This window comes from Bradyrhizobium sp., assembly GCF_035484855.1.
GTDB lineage: Bacteria > Pseudomonadota > Alphaproteobacteria > Rhizobiales > Xanthobacteraceae > Bradyrhizobium.
The window spans coordinates 1-14,978 of the sequence record NZ_DATHOP010000158.1; the positions used below are offsets into that span (position 1 = coordinate 1).

At 63.0% G+C, this 14,978-nt stretch carries 17 protein-coding genes and 1 tRNA gene; 11 read left to right on the plus strand and 7 right to left on the minus strand.

The window, feature by feature from the left end:
* Window positions 1–137 precede the first annotated feature (137 nt).
* Complete coding sequence (locus VK804_RS17790; RefSeq protein WP_325372602.1) at window positions 138–752, minus strand: LuxR C-terminal-related transcriptional regulator; 615 nt, start codon at window positions 750–752, stop codon at window positions 138–140.
* A gap of 357 nt (window positions 753–1,109) precedes the next feature.
* On the opposite strand from VK804_RS17790, the gene VK804_RS17795 reads away from it, so the two are divergent.
* Window positions 1,110–2,288 carry a hypothetical protein gene (locus VK804_RS17795; protein ID WP_325372604.1) on the plus strand — a complete coding sequence of 393 codons (1,179 nt, stop codon included), beginning with the start codon at window positions 1,110–1,112 and terminating at the stop codon, window positions 2,286–2,288.
* A 373-nt stretch (window positions 2,289–2,661) separates the two neighbouring features.
* Here the strand turns inward: VK804_RS17795 and VK804_RS17800 are convergent, their stop codons facing one another.
* Window positions 2,662–3,360 (minus strand): YoaK family protein, encoded by a 699-nt coding sequence (locus VK804_RS17800; RefSeq protein WP_325372606.1) that lies wholly within the window; start codon window positions 3,358–3,360, stop codon window positions 2,662–2,664.
* Between the two features lie 155 nt (window positions 3,361–3,515).
* Between VK804_RS17800 and VK804_RS17805 the strand changes: the two genes are divergently transcribed.
* Genes VK804_RS17805 through VK804_RS17815 form a run of 3 tightly spaced genes read left to right on the plus strand, consistent with a single transcriptional unit; the run spans window position 3,516 to window position 5,349 of the window.
* Complete coding sequence (locus tag VK804_RS17805) at window positions 3,516–3,914, plus strand: hypothetical protein (RefSeq protein ID WP_414642809.1); 399 nt, start codon at window positions 3,516–3,518, stop codon at window positions 3,912–3,914.
* A gap of 47 nt (window positions 3,915–3,961) precedes the next feature.
* Window positions 3,962–4,561, plus strand: a complete 600-nt coding sequence (locus VK804_RS17810) for an ABC transporter ATP-binding protein (RefSeq protein ID WP_325372610.1) — start codon at window positions 3,962–3,964, stop codon at window positions 4,559–4,561.
* Complete coding sequence (locus VK804_RS17815; RefSeq protein ID WP_325372612.1) at window positions 4,558–5,349, plus strand: ABC transporter permease; 792 nt, start codon at window positions 4,558–4,560, stop codon at window positions 5,347–5,349. The genes VK804_RS17810 and VK804_RS17815 overlap by 4 nt, the downstream gene beginning before the upstream one ends.
* Window positions 5,350–5,476: 127 nt before the next feature.
* Here the strand turns inward: VK804_RS17815 and VK804_RS17820 are convergent, their stop codons facing one another.
* The 4 genes from VK804_RS17820 to VK804_RS17835 all read right to left on the minus strand — a co-directional run bounded on the left by VK804_RS17820 (window position 5,477) and on the right by VK804_RS17835 (window position 7,890).
* Entirely contained in the window at window positions 5,477–5,686 is a 210-nt protein-coding gene (locus tag VK804_RS17820; RefSeq protein WP_325372614.1) for a cold-shock protein, read from the minus strand.
* Between the two features lie 208 nt (window positions 5,687–5,894).
* The gene (locus VK804_RS17825; RefSeq protein WP_325372616.1) at window positions 5,895–6,101 is read right to left on the minus strand and encodes a hypothetical protein; all 207 of its coding nucleotides are present in this window, start codon (window positions 6,099–6,101) and stop codon (window positions 5,895–5,897) included.
* Window positions 6,102–6,347: 246 nt separating this feature from the next.
* Window positions 6,348–6,437, minus strand: a tRNA-Ser gene (locus VK804_RS17830).
* 301 nt (window positions 6,438–6,738) lie between these two features.
* Window positions 6,739–7,890 carry an ROK family protein gene (locus tag VK804_RS17835; RefSeq protein WP_325372618.1) on the minus strand — a complete coding sequence of 384 codons (1,152 nt, stop codon included), beginning with the start codon at window positions 7,888–7,890 and terminating at the stop codon, window positions 6,739–6,741.
* A 380-nt stretch (window positions 7,891–8,270) separates the two neighbouring features.
* On the opposite strand from VK804_RS17835, the gene rplU reads away from it, so the two are divergent.
* The 3 genes from rplU (at window position 8,271) to VK804_RS17850 (ending at window position 9,837) form a co-directional block, all read left to right on the plus strand.
* Complete coding sequence (gene rplU / locus VK804_RS17840; RefSeq protein ID WP_325372620.1) at window positions 8,271–8,765, plus strand: 50S ribosomal protein L21; 495 nt, start codon at window positions 8,271–8,273, stop codon at window positions 8,763–8,765.
* An 84-nt stretch (window positions 8,766–8,849) separates the two neighbouring features.
* Window positions 8,850–9,122 carry a 50S ribosomal protein L27 gene (gene rpmA, locus VK804_RS17845; protein ID WP_325372622.1) on the plus strand — a complete coding sequence of 91 codons (273 nt, stop codon included), beginning with the start codon at window positions 8,850–8,852 and terminating at the stop codon, window positions 9,120–9,122.
* Between the two features lie 118 nt (window positions 9,123–9,240).
* Window positions 9,241–9,837, plus strand: coding sequence for a GNAT family N-acetyltransferase (locus tag VK804_RS17850; protein ID WP_325372624.1), 597 nt, complete (start codon window positions 9,241–9,243; stop codon window positions 9,835–9,837).
* A gap of 167 nt (window positions 9,838–10,004) precedes the next feature.
* Here VK804_RS17850 and VK804_RS17855 read toward each other — a convergent pair whose 3' ends face one another.
* On the minus strand, window positions 10,005–10,922 hold the full coding sequence (locus VK804_RS17855; RefSeq protein ID WP_325372626.1) for a DMT family transporter: 918 nt from the start codon (window positions 10,920–10,922) through the stop codon (window positions 10,005–10,007).
* 237 nt (window positions 10,923–11,159) lie between these two features.
* On the opposite strand from VK804_RS17855, the gene VK804_RS17860 reads away from it, so the two are divergent.
* The 4 genes from VK804_RS17860 (at window position 11,160) to VK804_RS17875 (ending at window position 14,905) form a co-directional block, all read left to right on the plus strand.
* Window positions 11,160–11,645, plus strand: coding sequence for a MaoC family dehydratase (locus VK804_RS17860; RefSeq protein WP_325372628.1), 486 nt, complete (start codon window positions 11,160–11,162; stop codon window positions 11,643–11,645).
* Between the two features lie 124 nt (window positions 11,646–11,769).
* Window positions 11,770–12,819: a GTPase ObgE gene (gene obgE, locus VK804_RS17865; protein WP_325372630.1), complete on the plus strand. Its 1,050-nt coding sequence runs from the start codon at window positions 11,770–11,772 to the stop codon at window positions 12,817–12,819.
* Between the two features lie 35 nt (window positions 12,820–12,854).
* Window positions 12,855–13,997 carry a glutamate 5-kinase gene (gene proB, locus VK804_RS17870; RefSeq protein WP_325372632.1) on the plus strand — a complete coding sequence of 381 codons (1,143 nt, stop codon included), beginning with the start codon at window positions 12,855–12,857 and terminating at the stop codon, window positions 13,995–13,997.
* A gap of 122 nt (window positions 13,998–14,119) precedes the next feature.
* Window positions 14,120–14,905, plus strand: a complete 786-nt coding sequence (locus tag VK804_RS17875) for a hypothetical protein (RefSeq protein ID WP_325372634.1) — start codon at window positions 14,120–14,122, stop codon at window positions 14,903–14,905.
* Window positions 14,906–14,978: the final 73 nt, after the last annotated feature.

Sequence of the window (14,978 nt, forward strand, 5' to 3'; positions counted from 1 at the left end):
ACCATCGCCTCTCGACCTTTGGGCGTCAAAGGCGCATTCTTGTGGACGTTCATCTGGTCTCTCCCTGGAACATTGAAGCTTCGCAACCTCAGTTTCCTCGGTTCAGACCAGATGGACAACCTCCTGAAAGACCACATCTAGACCGCAGGATGCAGGAGCGCCAGACGGACCAGGTCCGCGGTGTTTCGCGCGCCCAGCTTGCGCATCGCCTCGGCGCGATGGCTTTCGAACGTCCGGGGGCTGATATGCATCCGCAGGGCGCCTTGCTTGTTGGAAAAGCCCTGGCTGATGAGATCGAGGACCTCGCGCTCGCGCTTGGTCAAGGGCCTCTGACCGGCCTCTGACGAAAACATCGCGCCCGGCGTGCGAATTTCCCTGGCATGGCCGATCCGGCGCTGAGATGCAGCCTTGCGGCAGGGCGCCCCGGCGAGGCCCTCTTGAGGGTCTGCCATCTGCTTGATCAGAGCGCAGACGCGCTCGGTTTGCGCAAGCGCGTTCTCGACCACCTGCTGCAGGTAAAGCCGATTGCCGGCGGCCTGCGCAAGCTGCTGGCTGTTTTGCTTGATCTCGCCCATGTATAGCAGCAGCGCGGTCAACGGGCCGTTGAGCCGGCGGGCGATCTCGGCCCCGGCCTCTTCCATCGCCCTGATGCGCGCGGCGGACAGCCGGATGATTTCGCTCGCGTCGTCGGTGGACGTGCCGTGTTCGGTCCACCTGGAAAATTGCGTATCACTGGCTTCTGGCGGTGACATCCAATCTGTTTAACGGTCCCAACCTCTTCGGGAGTTAATTTCTTACCCGGTAAGACTACGGTGTTTTGCCGGAATCCCCCACAGAAACGCCTGTGTGCGCTGCCGCAGGCTTCGCGCCGGGCCGCTCAAAAAGCCCTATAAATACGTAGCTTGCCAGAAATTCGCGTAGTTCCACGGACTCCATGCCGTAATTCCACCCGCGACCGCGGAACCACGTAGTTTCACGGGTGGAGCATTTACTTCTTAATTTGCGGCAATGGGATTTTGTTCGTCAGATGTTTGGACTTTTGCGCGACGATACCAGCGCAAGATGGGCCGATCCTCGGGTAGCGGATCAGATGGCGGAAATGACGTTTCATGACACTGGCCGACCGGATCGGGGAATTTCTGCAGCGGCTGACGCCGACGACGCGCGGCAACCTTCTGACCGAACTCGAACGGCTGGAACTGGGCGACGACGAAATACCCGGCTCCGCTGAGATCCTGGCCAAGCTGCGCGCGGAAGTCCGCAAGGATGGCTCCAACCAGACGCGCGTCGCCAATCCGTCGCGGTATTTCTTCGCGCCGCTGGAGCCGCTGCTTGCCGACGGCGCGCACCAGTACGGCAATGCCGGCCGGATCCAGCGCAGTTCGCAGTTTGCGATCTGGGAATGGATCAGCCGCGACCTGCTGCCGACCATGACGCGCGACTATATCAAGCAAATCGACGAGCTGATCACCGCCGACAATCAGCGCGAAGCCCGCAAGGTGGCCTCCACGTTCCAGACCAAGGTCGTCAAATATCTCGAGAGCACGCTGAACTCGCCGGATCGCGCCGATGATACCCGCGCCAAGCTCGCGGTCTATACGGCGTCTCGCGCGGTATACGACGACCTCACCAAGATGATGTGCGTGCTACGCGCGCGCGACGCGCTGGCGAAGTTCAACGAGGCGCTGCCGGTATCGATCCAGAAGTTCGACGACGCGCGGGTCGACAAGATCGAGAAGCTGCTGGATGCGTTCAGAAAGGATCATGCCGACGCGGTTCCGTTCGCGCTGGCGCTGATCGCCAAGCGGCTCAAGACGCCATGGCAACTGATCCGCCTCGCCACCAAGGCCGCTTCGAGCAAGAACGCCGCCGATATCGCCACCGCGCCCTATGCCATCGCGGTCTCGATGGTGCTGGACCTGATCGACGACTGGCGGCTGGCGCTGCGCATCGCGCTGAAGAACAACCGCGTGCTCGTCGCCAAGGAGCTTCTGACCCAGGTCTACGACACCGAATACGCACTTAGGGTTCGCATCGACCAGCTCGATCAATCGGAATGGGGCACGCGGCTCGATGCGCTGATGGAAGCGATCGCCGCGCTGGTGCAGGCCGAACTGGCCCGCTTTCCGGAAAAGCTTGGTCACGTGTTGGGATCGCGCCGGCTGCGCGGCCACCAATCCCTGGCCGGGCGCCTGACCTATATGGCATGGAAGGGGCGCGATGCCGTCAGCGGCGGCGCCGCCTTTTGCAAGAAGCTGATGGGCCAGCCCGAGAAAACGCGCGCCTAGAGCCTTTTCCGTTTCGATGGAATCGAAACGGGGCTCCAGATTCTTGTTTTGACGCGTTTTCTTCACGCGAACCGGTGACCACCCTCGGGTCAAGCCCGAGGGCAGGCTTCGCTCGAAAACGCTCTGGCACATGAGCCGGAAAAAGTGGCTGCCGGTTTTCCTCGCGATGCGCGGCGGGCCGCTCAGCTCTATTTCGCCGACCGCGGGTTGAGAAACTTTTCCAGGAATCGCCCGGAGATGACGAACCTGAACCACCAATAGGCCATCCGCCGCGTCTTCATTGGGACCGTCCTTGGGTCTGAACCCCGGCCCATGAATAGCCCCGAAGCGACCGCCGGGATGTGAGTTGCTTCACATCTGGCGAGTTCGGCGCTCATTGATCCTCTTTGCCGCCGCCGGCGCAACGCATGGCCAGCGAGCCGATGCCGAGCAGCGGCGGCACGACAAAGCACCAGACGCCGACGCGGGCGTAAAGCAGGGCGGCCGCGGCGCAGCCCGCCGCGAAGACGGCGATGTTGACCGACATCCCCAGCAACCGCGGCCGTGGAGAAGCGGCATTCTCCGGCTGCGAGGCCCGCAGCATGTCGGCCAGATCGATCATGATCTGCGTCGTGGTGCCGGTCATCAGCGTCGAGGGCGGCGCGCTGCCGAGATGAATGCGGTGCGCCGCGTTCTGGATCGCCATCGCCGCCACCAGCACCATGCCGGTTGCGACCGCCTGCCACGCATCGCCATTGCCGAACGGGCCGAAATGGATTGCGAGCGCCGCGCCCGCGGCCAGCAACAGGACTTTCAGGCCCAGAAGAGCCTCCAGCGCAGGAAGCTTTCCGCTCGGCAGCGCCGAACTCATCAGCCGCGTTGCGATCACCACCATGCAGAACACCGGAAGCGCCAGCAGTTTCGCGACCACGCCCGAGGTGCCGAACACCAGCGCGGCGCCGAGCGTCACGAAGTTGCCGGTGACGTGCGCCGTGAACAGCCCCTGCAGCGCCAGGAATCCCGCGGTATCGACAAACCCCGCGGTGAGAGTGAGCAGCAGCGGAAGCGCTATTCTGAATTGCGTGGTCGCCATGATAGGCTTCTCCGGCGGGCATTGTACGCAATATCCTGCCGCGATGTTAAAATCCTGATTTCGGCGTGACGCCAGGAAAGCTGCGTCGCCGATGCTGCGAAGATGATCAACCGACGGAAAGGGAGGTTACGATGGATCTGGCAAAGAGGTCATTGATGGCCATGCTGACGCTGGCCGGTATTTTGGCGTTCGACCCGGGCGCCGGCGCGCAGACCGCGGCGGCGCCGGCCGAAAACGCGGCGCCGACGGCCGACAATGCCGTCATGATCACGATATTCCTGAAGCACGACCAGTCGCGCCCCCTAAGCGAGCTCAACGCCCAGCTCGACAAGCAGGGCTACTACAAGGCGTTCCCGCCCGCCGGCGTCGAAGTCGTCAGCTGGTATGTGATGATGGGGATCGGACAGGTCGTCACGCTGCGGCTTCCGGCCTCGCGGCTGCGCGAGGTCAACCGCATCTTCGAGAATACCGCCTGGGGCAGCTACCACACCGAGTTTTATCCGACCTATGATTACAAGGCGACCGGCATCGCCGCGCACGACAAGGCGCAATAGGGGGCAAGGGCCGCGCCTGCGGTCGCCCGGTGATATTGGTGGGCAGGATGCAGCTAACCATCAAACAACTACGCAGCCAGTTCGCCGGCCCGTTCGAGCTCGAGCTCGCAAGGGGCGCATGCGCTGCGATCACCGGCGCATCGGGATCGGGCAAGAGCCTGTTTCTCCGCATGATCGCCGATCTCGACCCCAATGAGGGCGAGGCCTGGCTGGAAGAGCGGGAACGCGGCTCGATGCCCGCGCCCGAATGGCGAAGGCGCGTCACCTATGTGTCGGCGGAGTCCGGCTGGTGGACCGACAAGGTCATCGACCATTTCCCGCACCGCGAGCGAAGCGACCTGGCGGCCCTGGCAAGCCGGCTCGGCCTTCGCGGCGATCTTCTGGACGCTCCAGTCGGACAATTGTCGACCGGCGAGAAGCAGCGGCTGTCGCTGATCCGGGCGCTGCTGCCGGACCCGCCGGTGTTGCTGCTGGACGAGCCGACCGGTCCGCTCGATGAGGTATCGGTCGCGCAGCTCGAGGCCCTGCTCCGGGAACGAATGGCCGGCGGGACATCGATCCTCTTGGTGACCCACGATCCGAACCAGGCGGCGCGACTGGGCGGGCGGCACTATCGCATGGTCGCGGGACGGCTGGAGACGACATGACCCCGATCCTGCTGACACCGTTCGACATCGCCACCGCGGCCTCGCTGATCGTTCTCGATGCGGTGCTTTCGATCCTGCTCAAGATCCGCCTGCATTGGCAGCTCGCCATTGCCGCCGCGCGAATGGTGGTGCAGCTGGTCGCCATCGGCTACGTGCTGAAATTCATCTTTTCCCTGAACAATCCGGCGGCAACGCTGCTGCTCGTCCTGGTGATGGTGCTGGTCGCGGCGCGCGAGGTCGCCGCCAGGCCGGAGCGCCGCTTCAAGGGAAGCGCGAATTTCGTCATCGGCGCGATCAGCGTCGGTTTTGCCACCTTCGTCACCGCGGTCCTCGCGCTGACCACCGCGATCCGCCCCGACCCGTGGTTCAATCCGCATTACGCGATCCCGCTCGCCGGCATCATTTTGGGGAACGTCCTGAACTCCGCCAGCCTGTCGCTCGACAGCCTCTTGGGATCGGTCAAGCGCGAGCGGCCTGCAATCGAGGCACGGCTCTGTCTTGGCGCCAGCTATCGCGAGGCGATCGCGCCATTGGTGCGGGAGGCGATCCGCCGCGGGCTGCTGCCCATCATCAATCAGATGTCGGCGGCGGGGATCGTCACCCTGCCCGGCATCATGACCGGACAGATTCTGGCGGGCCTCGATCCAATCGAGGCCGTGAAATATCAGATCCTGCTGATGTTCCTGTTGTCCGGCGGCAGCGGATTGTCCACCCTGGCGGTGTCTTACCTGACGGCGTGGCGGCTGACAGACGAACGGCAGCGGCTGCGGCTCGACCGGCTGCAGTAGCCCTCCTCTGCCGGATACGAAAAAGCCCGCCGGTTTTGGCCGGTGAGCTTTGTTTCGATGTCGCTGCAAGCGTCACCGATGCGGGAGATTCCGGTACATCCGCGGATAATCTCCCGATCGGCCGACGTCACATGGCGCGGAGGTTTTCCGCTGATGTCTTGCCGCGCTGGCTGTCGAGCTTCGATTCGTAGGAAAGCTTCTGGCCTTCGTTGAGCGAGCCCATGCCGGCGCGCTCGACGGCGCTGATGTGCACGAACACGTCGTTGCCGCCATCGTCAGGGGCAATGAAGCCAAAGCCCTTTGTTGCGTTGAACCACTTGACCGTTCCGGTTGTCATTTTACTTCTCCAAGATGCGCGATGCGCCCGCACGACCTTCGCGCGGGCTTGATCCGATTTCAGCGATGTCTTGGGAATTAGAGCCGGTTCGGCGCGATCAACAAGCAAATCGATTATTCGAATGCGAGGCGTGTACGCCGTTACGACAAGAATAGCAAGCCGATCCGCGCAACATGACGAAATTCTAATAAAGCGGGCGCCGAAGCGATCAGCCGAGCCGGCTGATCTGCTCTTCCGTGACCACGCGTTCGACGTTCTCGGTCTTGCTCTTGATGCGGTAGCGCGGGCGTCCGTCCGACTCGATCGGCAGGCAGCTGACGATGGTATAGATGGCGCGCTCCTTGACCACGGAGCGGCCCTGCGGCCCCTGCAGCTGGTGATGAACGTTGTCGTTGATCGCAAAATTATGGGCCATCGTCGGTCTTTCCGGTGAAAGCGGGCTTTTAGGCCGATCGGCGTGCCAAGGCAACAATTCTCGTCGGTTAAGATGAACCGAACGGGCAAAGGTTAACTTTCGGCCGGCGGCGGCGCTGCACGACCGCGTCGCCGATGAAATGGCTGGCAAAGCATTTGCACGTTTGAGTCCTGCCTCGCCAAGGCTTCGGAGGGCATCCTGCTTCGCGAGAGAGGAATTTCCGATCCTGCGAAGCGTGAAGGCGGCTGGCGGAGAGGGAGGGATTCGAACCCCCGATAGGCTTGCACCTATGCCGCATTTCGAGTGCGGTGCGATCGACCACTCTGCCACCTCTCCGGGCGCCATGACGGGCGATTCCTGGCCCGCGGTCGGGGCGAGTTCTAGGCGAGGACGGCGGGGCAGACAAGGCGCGGGAAGCGGGAATTTCCCCGCGGGCAGGCCGGCGGCAGGCCCAGGGGGTGGGACCGCCAGACGCGATGAAAACCGGCGGTCCCGTGTCGCCTTCGTTGCAATCGTGGCCGGGAAGTGCGGCTTCGCTGGCCAGCCTGAGCGACCGTTTGACCGTAGCGTTCCGCACGGAAGCGGCAACGCGATCCCGGTTTTAATCTAACCGGTCAAGGTTACCTGCCGGCGCGCCTCAATCCTTGCTCTTCCTGTCTTTGTCTTTCTTCTCGTCCTTGTCGTTCTTGTCGTCCTTGTCGTTCTTGTCGTCCTTGTCCTTGTTTTTTTCCCTGCGGCGATTGGTGAAGCGCGCATTGCCGAGCCCGGTGCCGATCGTCAGCACGCCCCAGCGTTCCACGTCCTGCATGAACGGCACTTCCGACAGCCCCTGCGCCACGCCGTCATTGTGCATCAGCACCGCGGTGTCGTGATCGCCGATCATGGGGATCGCCTCGACCAGGCTGGCCGGCAGGTTGAACTTGCTGCTCTCCCAGTTGCCCGGCAGGTTCTGCGCGCCCTTCTCGATCGAGCCGTCGTCGTTGATGACGCCGGGACAGGCGATGCCGATGAAGGGCGCGAGTTTCAGTCCCTCCGCATCGGCCTCCTCGATCAGGCCCTTGAGCATCTTCACCAGCCGTTTCACCGCGCCCTCCCGCGTCGGTTCGTCGTCGGCATGGCGCCACAGTTCCGATTTCCAGACCACGGCCTTCGACAAATCCGACGCCTTCTTCCAGCGGGTCTCGACCACCCCGCAGCGGATGTTGGTGCCGCCGATATCGACGGCGAGGATTGAGTCATGGGCTTCGAAGATCCATGACGGCGCCAGGTGCAGGCAGCCGATCAGGCCGGCATCGTCGGGGTGAAAGCGGATGGGCACGAGGTCGACCTCGAAACCCTCGTTCTTGAGAATGACGTCGGTGCGCGCGATCGCCAGTTCGCCGACCCGACTCTCGCGAAAGCCACCACCGACCACGATGCGTTCGGTATCGGCCCATGCCTTGGTCTTGAGAAAGCGCTGCGTCACATAGGCGAGTTCATGGGCGAATTCCTCGATCGCGCCGTGCACCAGGGCAGCGGCGTGGATGTCGTCGCCCACCAGCGCCTCGTCGAGCGCGGTCTTGCTGATCTCTTCGGCGGGTTTGCTGCCGAGCGGATCGTCGCCGTTCTTCTTCTTCAGCGGCTTGCGCAAGCTGTCCAGCATCTTGCGGAACGCGCCCTTGCTGGCGCGGTCGCCGAGGAAGCCGTCGTCGTCCTTGAGCTCGATATTGAAGCTGTCGACGTCCACCGAGGGCAGCCGGGCCGCGCCGTGGTGGGCGATGCCGGTTGTCGTGATTACATCTTCAGCCATTTTGCCCTTGCCCTTGGAAGCCTGCACCACAACGGCCGGGGAACCCTTTGGTTTCATGGGGGCGAATGGCTGATAGCGAGTGGCGAATGGACGCCTTCCCTATTCGCCATTGGTACTCGCTATTCGTCCCTTCGAGCCCAAGTCCCTGCTATTTGGCCGGTTTTCGGCCCAGTTTTCCTTGACTTGAGCCGTTTGCCGGCTATAAGTCCGCCCACCCGGCGCGGGAATTCCTAGCGCCGATTGTTTTTGCGCGGATTTGAGGGATCGCTCCCCGACGGCGCGAAAAGCTAGTCCATAACGACTGAAGAAAAAGCCGGCCCGGACAAACCCCTTTATGGGGATATATCCGAGGCCGGGATCGAACACGAAGGAATAAAACGATGTTCGCAGTCATCAAAACCGGCGGCCGGCAGTACCGCGTCGTTCCGGATGATGTGCTCGAGATAGGCAAGATCGCCGGCGATGTCGGGACGATCGTGCAGCTTGGCGAAGTTTTGCTGGTCGGCGGCGACCAGCCGGTGCTGGGTGCGCCCACGGTTTCCGGCGCTTCGGTCGCGGCCGAGGTGCTGCAGCACAAGCGCGGCCCGAAGGTGATCTCCTTCAAGAAGCGCCGCCGCAAGAATTCGCGCCGCAAGCGCGGCTATCGCGACGAGATCACGGTGTTGCGCGTCACCGAGATCCTGACCGATAACGCCAAACCTTCGATCGGCCCGCGGCCGAAGCGGGAAAAGGTCGCGCCGGAGCCGTCCGAGGACGGCGACGAGGCGCCGAAGGCGGTAAAAAAGAAGGCAGCGCCCAAGAAGGTCGTTGCCAAGAAGGCCGCGGCCAAGCCGCGGGCCAAGCCGGCGGCGAAGGGCAAGAGCGACAAGAAGTGAAGCGCGACAAGTTCGCGTGACAAAAAGTGAAATGATTCCGTTAGGGAATTGATCTAGAGATACGGCTGAGTTTGGAGACGGGTTATGGCTCACAAAAAAGCAGGCGGTTCATCGCGAAACGGACGGGATTCGGCGGGCAAGCGGCTCGGGATCAAGGCGTTTGGCGGCGAGCGCGTGATTCCCGGCAACATCATTGCGCGTCAGCGCGGCACCACCTGGCATCCCGGCCTTAATGTCGGCATGGGCACCGACCATACTCTGTTCGCCAAGGTCGAGGGCCATGTCGAATTCCGTGCCAAAGCCAATGGCCGCACGTTCGTATCGGTGGTTCCGATGACCGAAGGTGCAGCCGAGTAGACGGTGGATGCGTCGAAGTCCGCCGGGTCCTGTTGAACCGGCGGAGCTCGAGAAGGCTCCAAGGGGGAGGCGGGAAACCGGCCTCCTCTTTTTATTTGGGTCATACCAGGAGCCCGCCATGCTGCAGGATATCCCGCCCCCGACATTGCGCGAGGCCAGTCCCTGCGTCCTCGAGACCGAACGGCTGATGCTGCGCCGGCCGACGCTCGCGGACGTAAAAGCAATCGCGCGTCTCGCCAACGACCGCCGCATTGCGGAAAATACCCGTCGTCTGCCGCACCCCTATCACGAGGACCATGCGATCGAGTTCGTCCGCGGAACCGCCAGCGACGATCGCGGCACCGCGTTCCTGATCGAGAAGGATTTTGCGCCGATCGGCATTGTCGGCGTCGACTGGGGCGAGGCGGCCACGCCGGAACTCGGCTATTGGCTCGGTGTCGAGCATTGGGGCCAGGGTTTTGGCACCGAGGCGGCGCGCGCGGCGATCGATTTCACCTTCGAGGAATTCGATGTGGAGCACCTGCTGGCGGGGGCACGGGTCACCAACCCCACCTCGCGCAACATTCTGGAAAAATGCGGCTTCCAGTGGAGCGGCGTCGAACTGCATCGCTTCGAGGCGCTCGGATCCTCCGCCCCGGTCGACCGCTTCCGGCTCACGCGCAGCGTGTGGTCGTCGCTGAAGAACTGGGCCAGTTCGACAAGGCGTGAGCGGTAGCACTTCACCCTTACGCCTTCGTCATTGCCGGGCTTGACCCGGCAATCCATCGTCTTCGAGAAGAAGCTTCTTGCGAAGATGGATGGATGCCCGGGTCAAGCCCGGGCATGACGAGTGTGAATAATCGGCATAGCTTCGCGATCTCGCCGGCATGCCGATCCGGCGCCTCACGCCGGCGGATTGACCACCGTTTCCTCGCGCCCGAGTGCGCGCTCGCGCAGGAAGATGTAGAGCCCCGCGCCGATGATGACCGCCGCGCCGATAATCGTGGCCATCGACGGCACGTCGGCGAACACGAGATAGCCGAAGATCGCAGCCCACACGATCATCGAATATTGGTAAGGCACCACGACGCTGGCGGGCGCAAGTTTCAATGAACGGTTGACGCACAGCGAGGCAAAAACTGCAAGCCCGCCCGCCAGCATGAAGAACCCGAGGTCGCGCGGGCTCGGCGTCAGCCATCCGAACGGCAGCGTCACGATCCCGAACAGGAAGGTGCCGAAGAACTGCATCGACGCCAACAGCACGTCGGGCGTGCCCCGCAGCGAACGCGTCACCACCATCATGACGGCGAATGCGATACTGCCTCCCAGCGCAATGGCCGACGGCCAGCCGAACACCCCTGCCGACGGATGTAGCGCAATCAAGACCCCGCAGAAGCCGACCCCGACCGCGACCCAGCGTCTGAGATCGACCTGTTCGTCGAGCAGGATCGCCGACAGCACGGCGACGAAGATCGGCGCCGCCAGGTAGAACGTAATGATATCGGCAAGCGGCAGGTAGACCGAGGCTGCGAAGAACGCCGCGATCTCCGATATCGAGAGCACGACGCGCAGCACCTGCAGCACGGGCCGCCGTATCAGCGCAAAGGCTCCGCGGCTGCGCCAGATCAACGGCGTCATCAGGATCAGCGAGGTCGCCGCGCGCAGCAGCAACAGCTCGCCGACGGAATAGGTCGAGACCAGGAATTTGCCGATGGCGTCGCCGAACGAAAAGAAGCAAACGCCGCCAAGCATCAGGCCGATGCCGGCGAGCCGCGCGGTACGCTCGTCTGCCGCGGTGGAGATTTTCGAAAGGATGCTCATTTTCTGATCGCGCCGCGCAACATAATACTCGTCGTCATGGCCGGGCATAGCCGTCCGAAAGGACGGCGTCGCTTCCGCTCGCCTATGTCCCGGCCATCCACGTCTTTCCTTCAGCCTGCGCCGTTTTAAAGACGTGGATGCCCGGGACAAGCCCGGGCATGACGAATTGACACGATTGTGGCGACAACATCTCTGCGATACCGATATGCCATTGCCTACCCGTGCAGGAAGCCCGCCATGACCGAGTTCGATCCCGCAACGCATCGCGTGGTGCCGGCGCAACGCTGGTTCGAGGATTTTGTGCTCGGCGAGCGCTTTGTGATTCCAAGCCGCACCATGACCTCGGCGGTGTTTGCGGCGTTCCAGACCGCGAGCGGCGATACCCATCCGATCCATTACGACGTCGAATATTGCCGCGCGCGCGGTATGCCGAACCTGCTGGCGCACGGTTTCCAGACCCTGATCCATACCGCGCCGGGAGCCGGACTGTTCCCCTATCTGGTGGAGGAATCGCTGGTCGGGTTTCTCGAACAGTCGAGCCGTTTCCTGAAACCCGTATTCGCCGACGACACGATCTACGCCGCGCTCGAAGTGAGCGAGCTGACGCCGGGCAAGACCACGGGCGTCGTGAGCCTGCGCTCGACTGTTTTCAACCAGCGCCGCGAACTGGTGCTGGAGGGGATGCAGAAATTCCTGATCCGCCGCCGGCCCAATGCTTCGTGACTGGCACAGAGCCACAGGAGGAATATCGCCCGAAGCCCCGAAAAGTCCTTAAAATTAGGGCTTTTCTTCAATATCTGGCATCTGCGAGGTTGCCGCATCGGCCCCTCTGCCTTACCTATGGCCCATGAAATTCCTGGATGAAGCAAAAGTCTATATCCGCTCCGGCGACGGCGGTAACGGCTGCGTGGCGTTTCGCCGCGAGAAGTATGTCGAGTTCGGCGGACCCAGTGGCGGCAATGGCGGCCGCGGCGGCGACGTCGTGATCGAGGCCGTCGACGGGCTGAACACGCTGATCGACTACCGCTATCAGCAGCATTTCAAGGCCCAGAAGGGCACCAACGGCATGGGCAAGGACCGTCACGGCGCCAATGGCAAGCCTGTTATGCTCAAGGTGCCGGTGGGCACGCAGGTATTCGACGAGGATCGCGAGACGCTGATCCACGACTTCACCACGCTCGGCGAAAAATTCACGCTCGCCGAAGGCGGCAATGGCGGCTTCGGCAACGCGCATTTCAAAACCTCCACCAACCGCGCGCCGCGCAACGCCAATCCCGGGGAGGTCGGCGAGGAGCGCTGGATCTGGCTACGGCTGAAACTGATCGCGGACGCCGGCCTGGTCGGGCTGCCCAATGCCGGCAAGTCGACGTTCCTCTCGAAAGTCAGCGCGGCGAAACCGAAGATCGCCGACTATCCCTTCACGACGCTGCATCCGCAGCTCGGCGTAGTGAATTCCGATGGCCGCGAATTCGTACTGGCGGACATTCCCGGCCTGATCGAGGGCGCCCATGAGGGCGCGGGACTGGGCGACCGATTTCTCGGCCACGTCGAGCGCTGCCGTGTCTTGCTGCATCTGGTGGATGCGACCTGCGAGCATGCCGGAAAGGCCTACAAGACGGTGCGCACCGAGCTCGAGGCCTATGAGGGCCAACTTGCCGAGAAGATCGAGATCGTCGCGCTGAACAAGATCGACGCGGTGACGCCGGATGAACTGAAGAAGCAGAGAGATCGTTTGAAGCGCGCTGCGAAGAAAACGCCGCTGCTGATGTCGGGCGTCACAGGCGAGGGCGTGCCGGAGGCGCTGCGGGCGCTGGTCGCGGTGATCGGCGAAGCCCCGGTGTCGAACAAGGCCAAGGGCGCGGCGCTGGCCGAGCCATGGGCGCCGCAAACGAGCTAGCCTGTCGAGAAGCTTTGCTGCTAAATCTCATTCCCATGGCCCGCCCCTCCCTTAAAAAATTCCGCCGCATCGTCGTCAAGGTCGGCTCGTCGCTGTTGATCGATTCCGATGCCGGCGAAGTGCGGACGGCATGGCTCGCGGCGCTGGCGGCTGATCTCGCAAAGCTGCATGGCGAGGGCCGCGACGTCCTGATCGTCTCCTCGGGCTCGATCGCGCTCGGCCGCAGCCGTTTGAAACTGCCGCGTGGCGCGCTGAAGCTGGAGGAAAGCCAGGCTGCGGCCGCGGTCGGGCAGATCGCGCTGGCGCGGATCTGGTCGGAGGTGCTGGGCCATCACGGCATCGGCGCCGGCCAGATTCTCGTGACCTTGCAGGACACCGAGGAGCGCCGCCGTTATCTCAACGCGCGCTCGACCATCGCCAAACTGCTGGAATGGCGCGCGGTGCCGGTCATCAACGAGAACGACACGGTCGCCACCAATGAAATCCGCTATGGCGACAATGATCGCCTCGCCGCCCGTGTCGCCACCATGGCGAGCGCAGACCTGCTGATCCTGTTGTCCGACATCGACGGCCTCTACGATGCGCCGCCGGCTGCCAACCCCAACGCAAAGCTCGTTCCGGTGGTGGAGACCGTCACGGCCGAAATCGAGGCGATGGCGGGAGCAGCCGAATCCGAACTGTCGCGCGGCGGCATGACCACCAAGATCGAGGCCGCGAAGATCGCAACCACAGGCGGCACCCATATGCTGATCGCCTCCGGCAAGATCGAGCATCCGCTGCAGGCCATCGCCGACGGTGGACGCTGCACCTGGTTCCTGACCCCTGCCAACCCCGTCACCGCGCGCAAACGCTGGATCGCCGGATCATTGGAGCCGAAGGGCACGCTGACCATCGACGCCGGCGCAGTGAGCGCGCTGCGAGCCGGAAAAAGCCTGCTGCCGGCCGGCGTGATCCGGGTCGACGGCCAATTTGCGCGCGGCGACGCGGTGGTGGTGCGCGGCCCCGACACCCATGAGATCGGCCGTGGGCTGGTCGCCTACGACGCCGAGGACGCCGAAAAGATCAGGGGCCGCTCCTCGCCGGACGTGATGGCGATCCTCGGCATCAGCGGCCGGGCGGAGATGATCCACCGCGACGATCTGGTGGTGGGCGGGCCGAGGCACAGCGACCCGGGCTGACGACCTCGTCGCGGCTGCTTCTAATCCGGCGGCACTACTTGAGCTTGCCCTTTACGCGATCCGCAACGATAGTCGGGGGCATGACGGCGTATTGGTGCGCGCGTCGGCGATAGAGGCATCACTTGCGTCCGCAGCTTTTTATCCGAGTCGCTTTGGTGATCCTGTCCGCATTTGCGGTGCCTTCCGGCGGAGCGATGGCACAAGCGCAAGCCGCGACCACGGCCTCGCCGTTGCCTCCCGACGTTGAACTGGATTCGCTGTTGTCGGCTCGAAACTGGAGCCAACTGGGATCCGTTCTCTTGCGCCCCTACCCGGCCACCGAATTTGCGAGAAAATTGAGTTGGCTGAAAACAAGAACAGATAATGGAGGAGGATTTTTCCTCCCACTCCTCTATGCGCGAGATTTGTGGATCGTGGGCGACAGTGCAAAAATAGCCGATCTGGCCAAAGACCCACGGGTTACCGCAGGGCTGATGTCGCTGTACGCCTTTGAGCTAATCATCATCGACGGGGCCAAGTGCGAAGACCGGACCGCTCCAGACAATCGTGTGTCTCAGCTCCTTACGCAGCGGGCAGCCGCTTTGAATTTTCTCAAACAGCAACCAGCGGACCTCAAGGCGAAAATTATCGATATCGCCATCGCACTCGAGCGGAAGACCGCGCCATTGCGAAAGGACGACGATTTGGTTTGCCGCAACGGTTTGGCAGAGATGAAGGCAGGCCTGGAAAGAGGGACACAACAGGAAGTCCCCAACACCGGGGGCTATGTCGGCAAGAGAATAGCGGTGACGCCCCCTCCGGACTGGTCGCCTAACTTCGTTTCGCCCGACGTTTACAGTCCTATGCAGGATAAGGCTCGGGCGAACATGCGTTCAAACCTGCTAAAACTTGTTGAGCGGCCCTCCTGAGTGGTCGGATCAGTTCGCCCACGGCGGCACAGCGACTGATCCGCGGTGCGTATTCAGGGCCGTGCTCGCGCCT

Bases quoted from the DNA above. Each gene is read 5' to 3' on its own strand.
- VK804_RS17805 (WP_414642809.1), top strand. From the start codon at position 3,516: ATGGCCATGCTGACGCTGGCCGGTATTTTGGCGTTCGACCCGGGCGCC.
- VK804_RS17800 (WP_325372606.1), bottom strand. From the start codon at position 3,360: ATGGCGACCACGCAATTCAGAATAGCGCTTCCGCTGCTGCTCACTCTC.
- VK804_RS17835 (WP_325372618.1), bottom strand. From the start codon at position 7,890: ATGGCTGAAGATGTAATCACGACAACCGGCATCGCCCACCACGGCGCG.
- obgE (WP_325372630.1), top strand. From the start codon at position 11,770: ATGAAATTCCTGGATGAAGCAAAAGTCTATATCCGCTCCGGCGACGGC.
- proB (WP_325372632.1), top strand. From the start codon at position 12,855: ATGGCCCGCCCCTCCCTTAAAAAATTCCGCCGCATCGTCGTCAAGGTC.
- VK804_RS17860 (WP_325372628.1), top strand. From the start codon at position 11,160: ATGACCGAGTTCGATCCCGCAACGCATCGCGTGGTGCCGGCGCAACGC.
- VK804_RS17790 (WP_325372602.1), bottom strand. From the start codon at position 752: ATGTCACCGCCAGAAGCCAGTGATACGCAATTTTCCAGGTGGACCGAA.
- VK804_RS17795 (WP_325372604.1), top strand. From the start codon at position 1,110: ATGACACTGGCCGACCGGATCGGGGAATTTCTGCAGCGGCTGACGCCG.
- VK804_RS17825 (WP_325372616.1), bottom strand. From the start codon at position 6,101: ATGGCCCATAATTTTGCGATCAACGACAACGTTCATCACCAGCTGCAG.
- VK804_RS17810 (WP_325372610.1), top strand. From the start codon at position 3,962: ATGCAGCTAACCATCAAACAACTACGCAGCCAGTTCGCCGGCCCGTTC.
- VK804_RS17815 (WP_325372612.1), top strand. From the start codon at position 4,558: ATGACCCCGATCCTGCTGACACCGTTCGACATCGCCACCGCGGCCTCG.
- VK804_RS17855 (WP_325372626.1), bottom strand. From the start codon at position 10,922: ATGAGCATCCTTTCGAAAATCTCCACCGCGGCAGACGAGCGTACCGCG.
- rplU (WP_325372620.1), top strand. From the start codon at position 8,271: ATGTTCGCAGTCATCAAAACCGGCGGCCGGCAGTACCGCGTCGTTCCG.
- VK804_RS17850 (WP_325372624.1), top strand. From the start codon at position 9,241: ATGCTGCAGGATATCCCGCCCCCGACATTGCGCGAGGCCAGTCCCTGC.
- VK804_RS17820 (WP_325372614.1), bottom strand. From the start codon at position 5,686: ATGACAACCGGAACGGTCAAGTGGTTCAACGCAACAAAGGGCTTTGGC.
- rpmA (WP_325372622.1), top strand. From the start codon at position 8,850: ATGGCTCACAAAAAAGCAGGCGGTTCATCGCGAAACGGACGGGATTCG.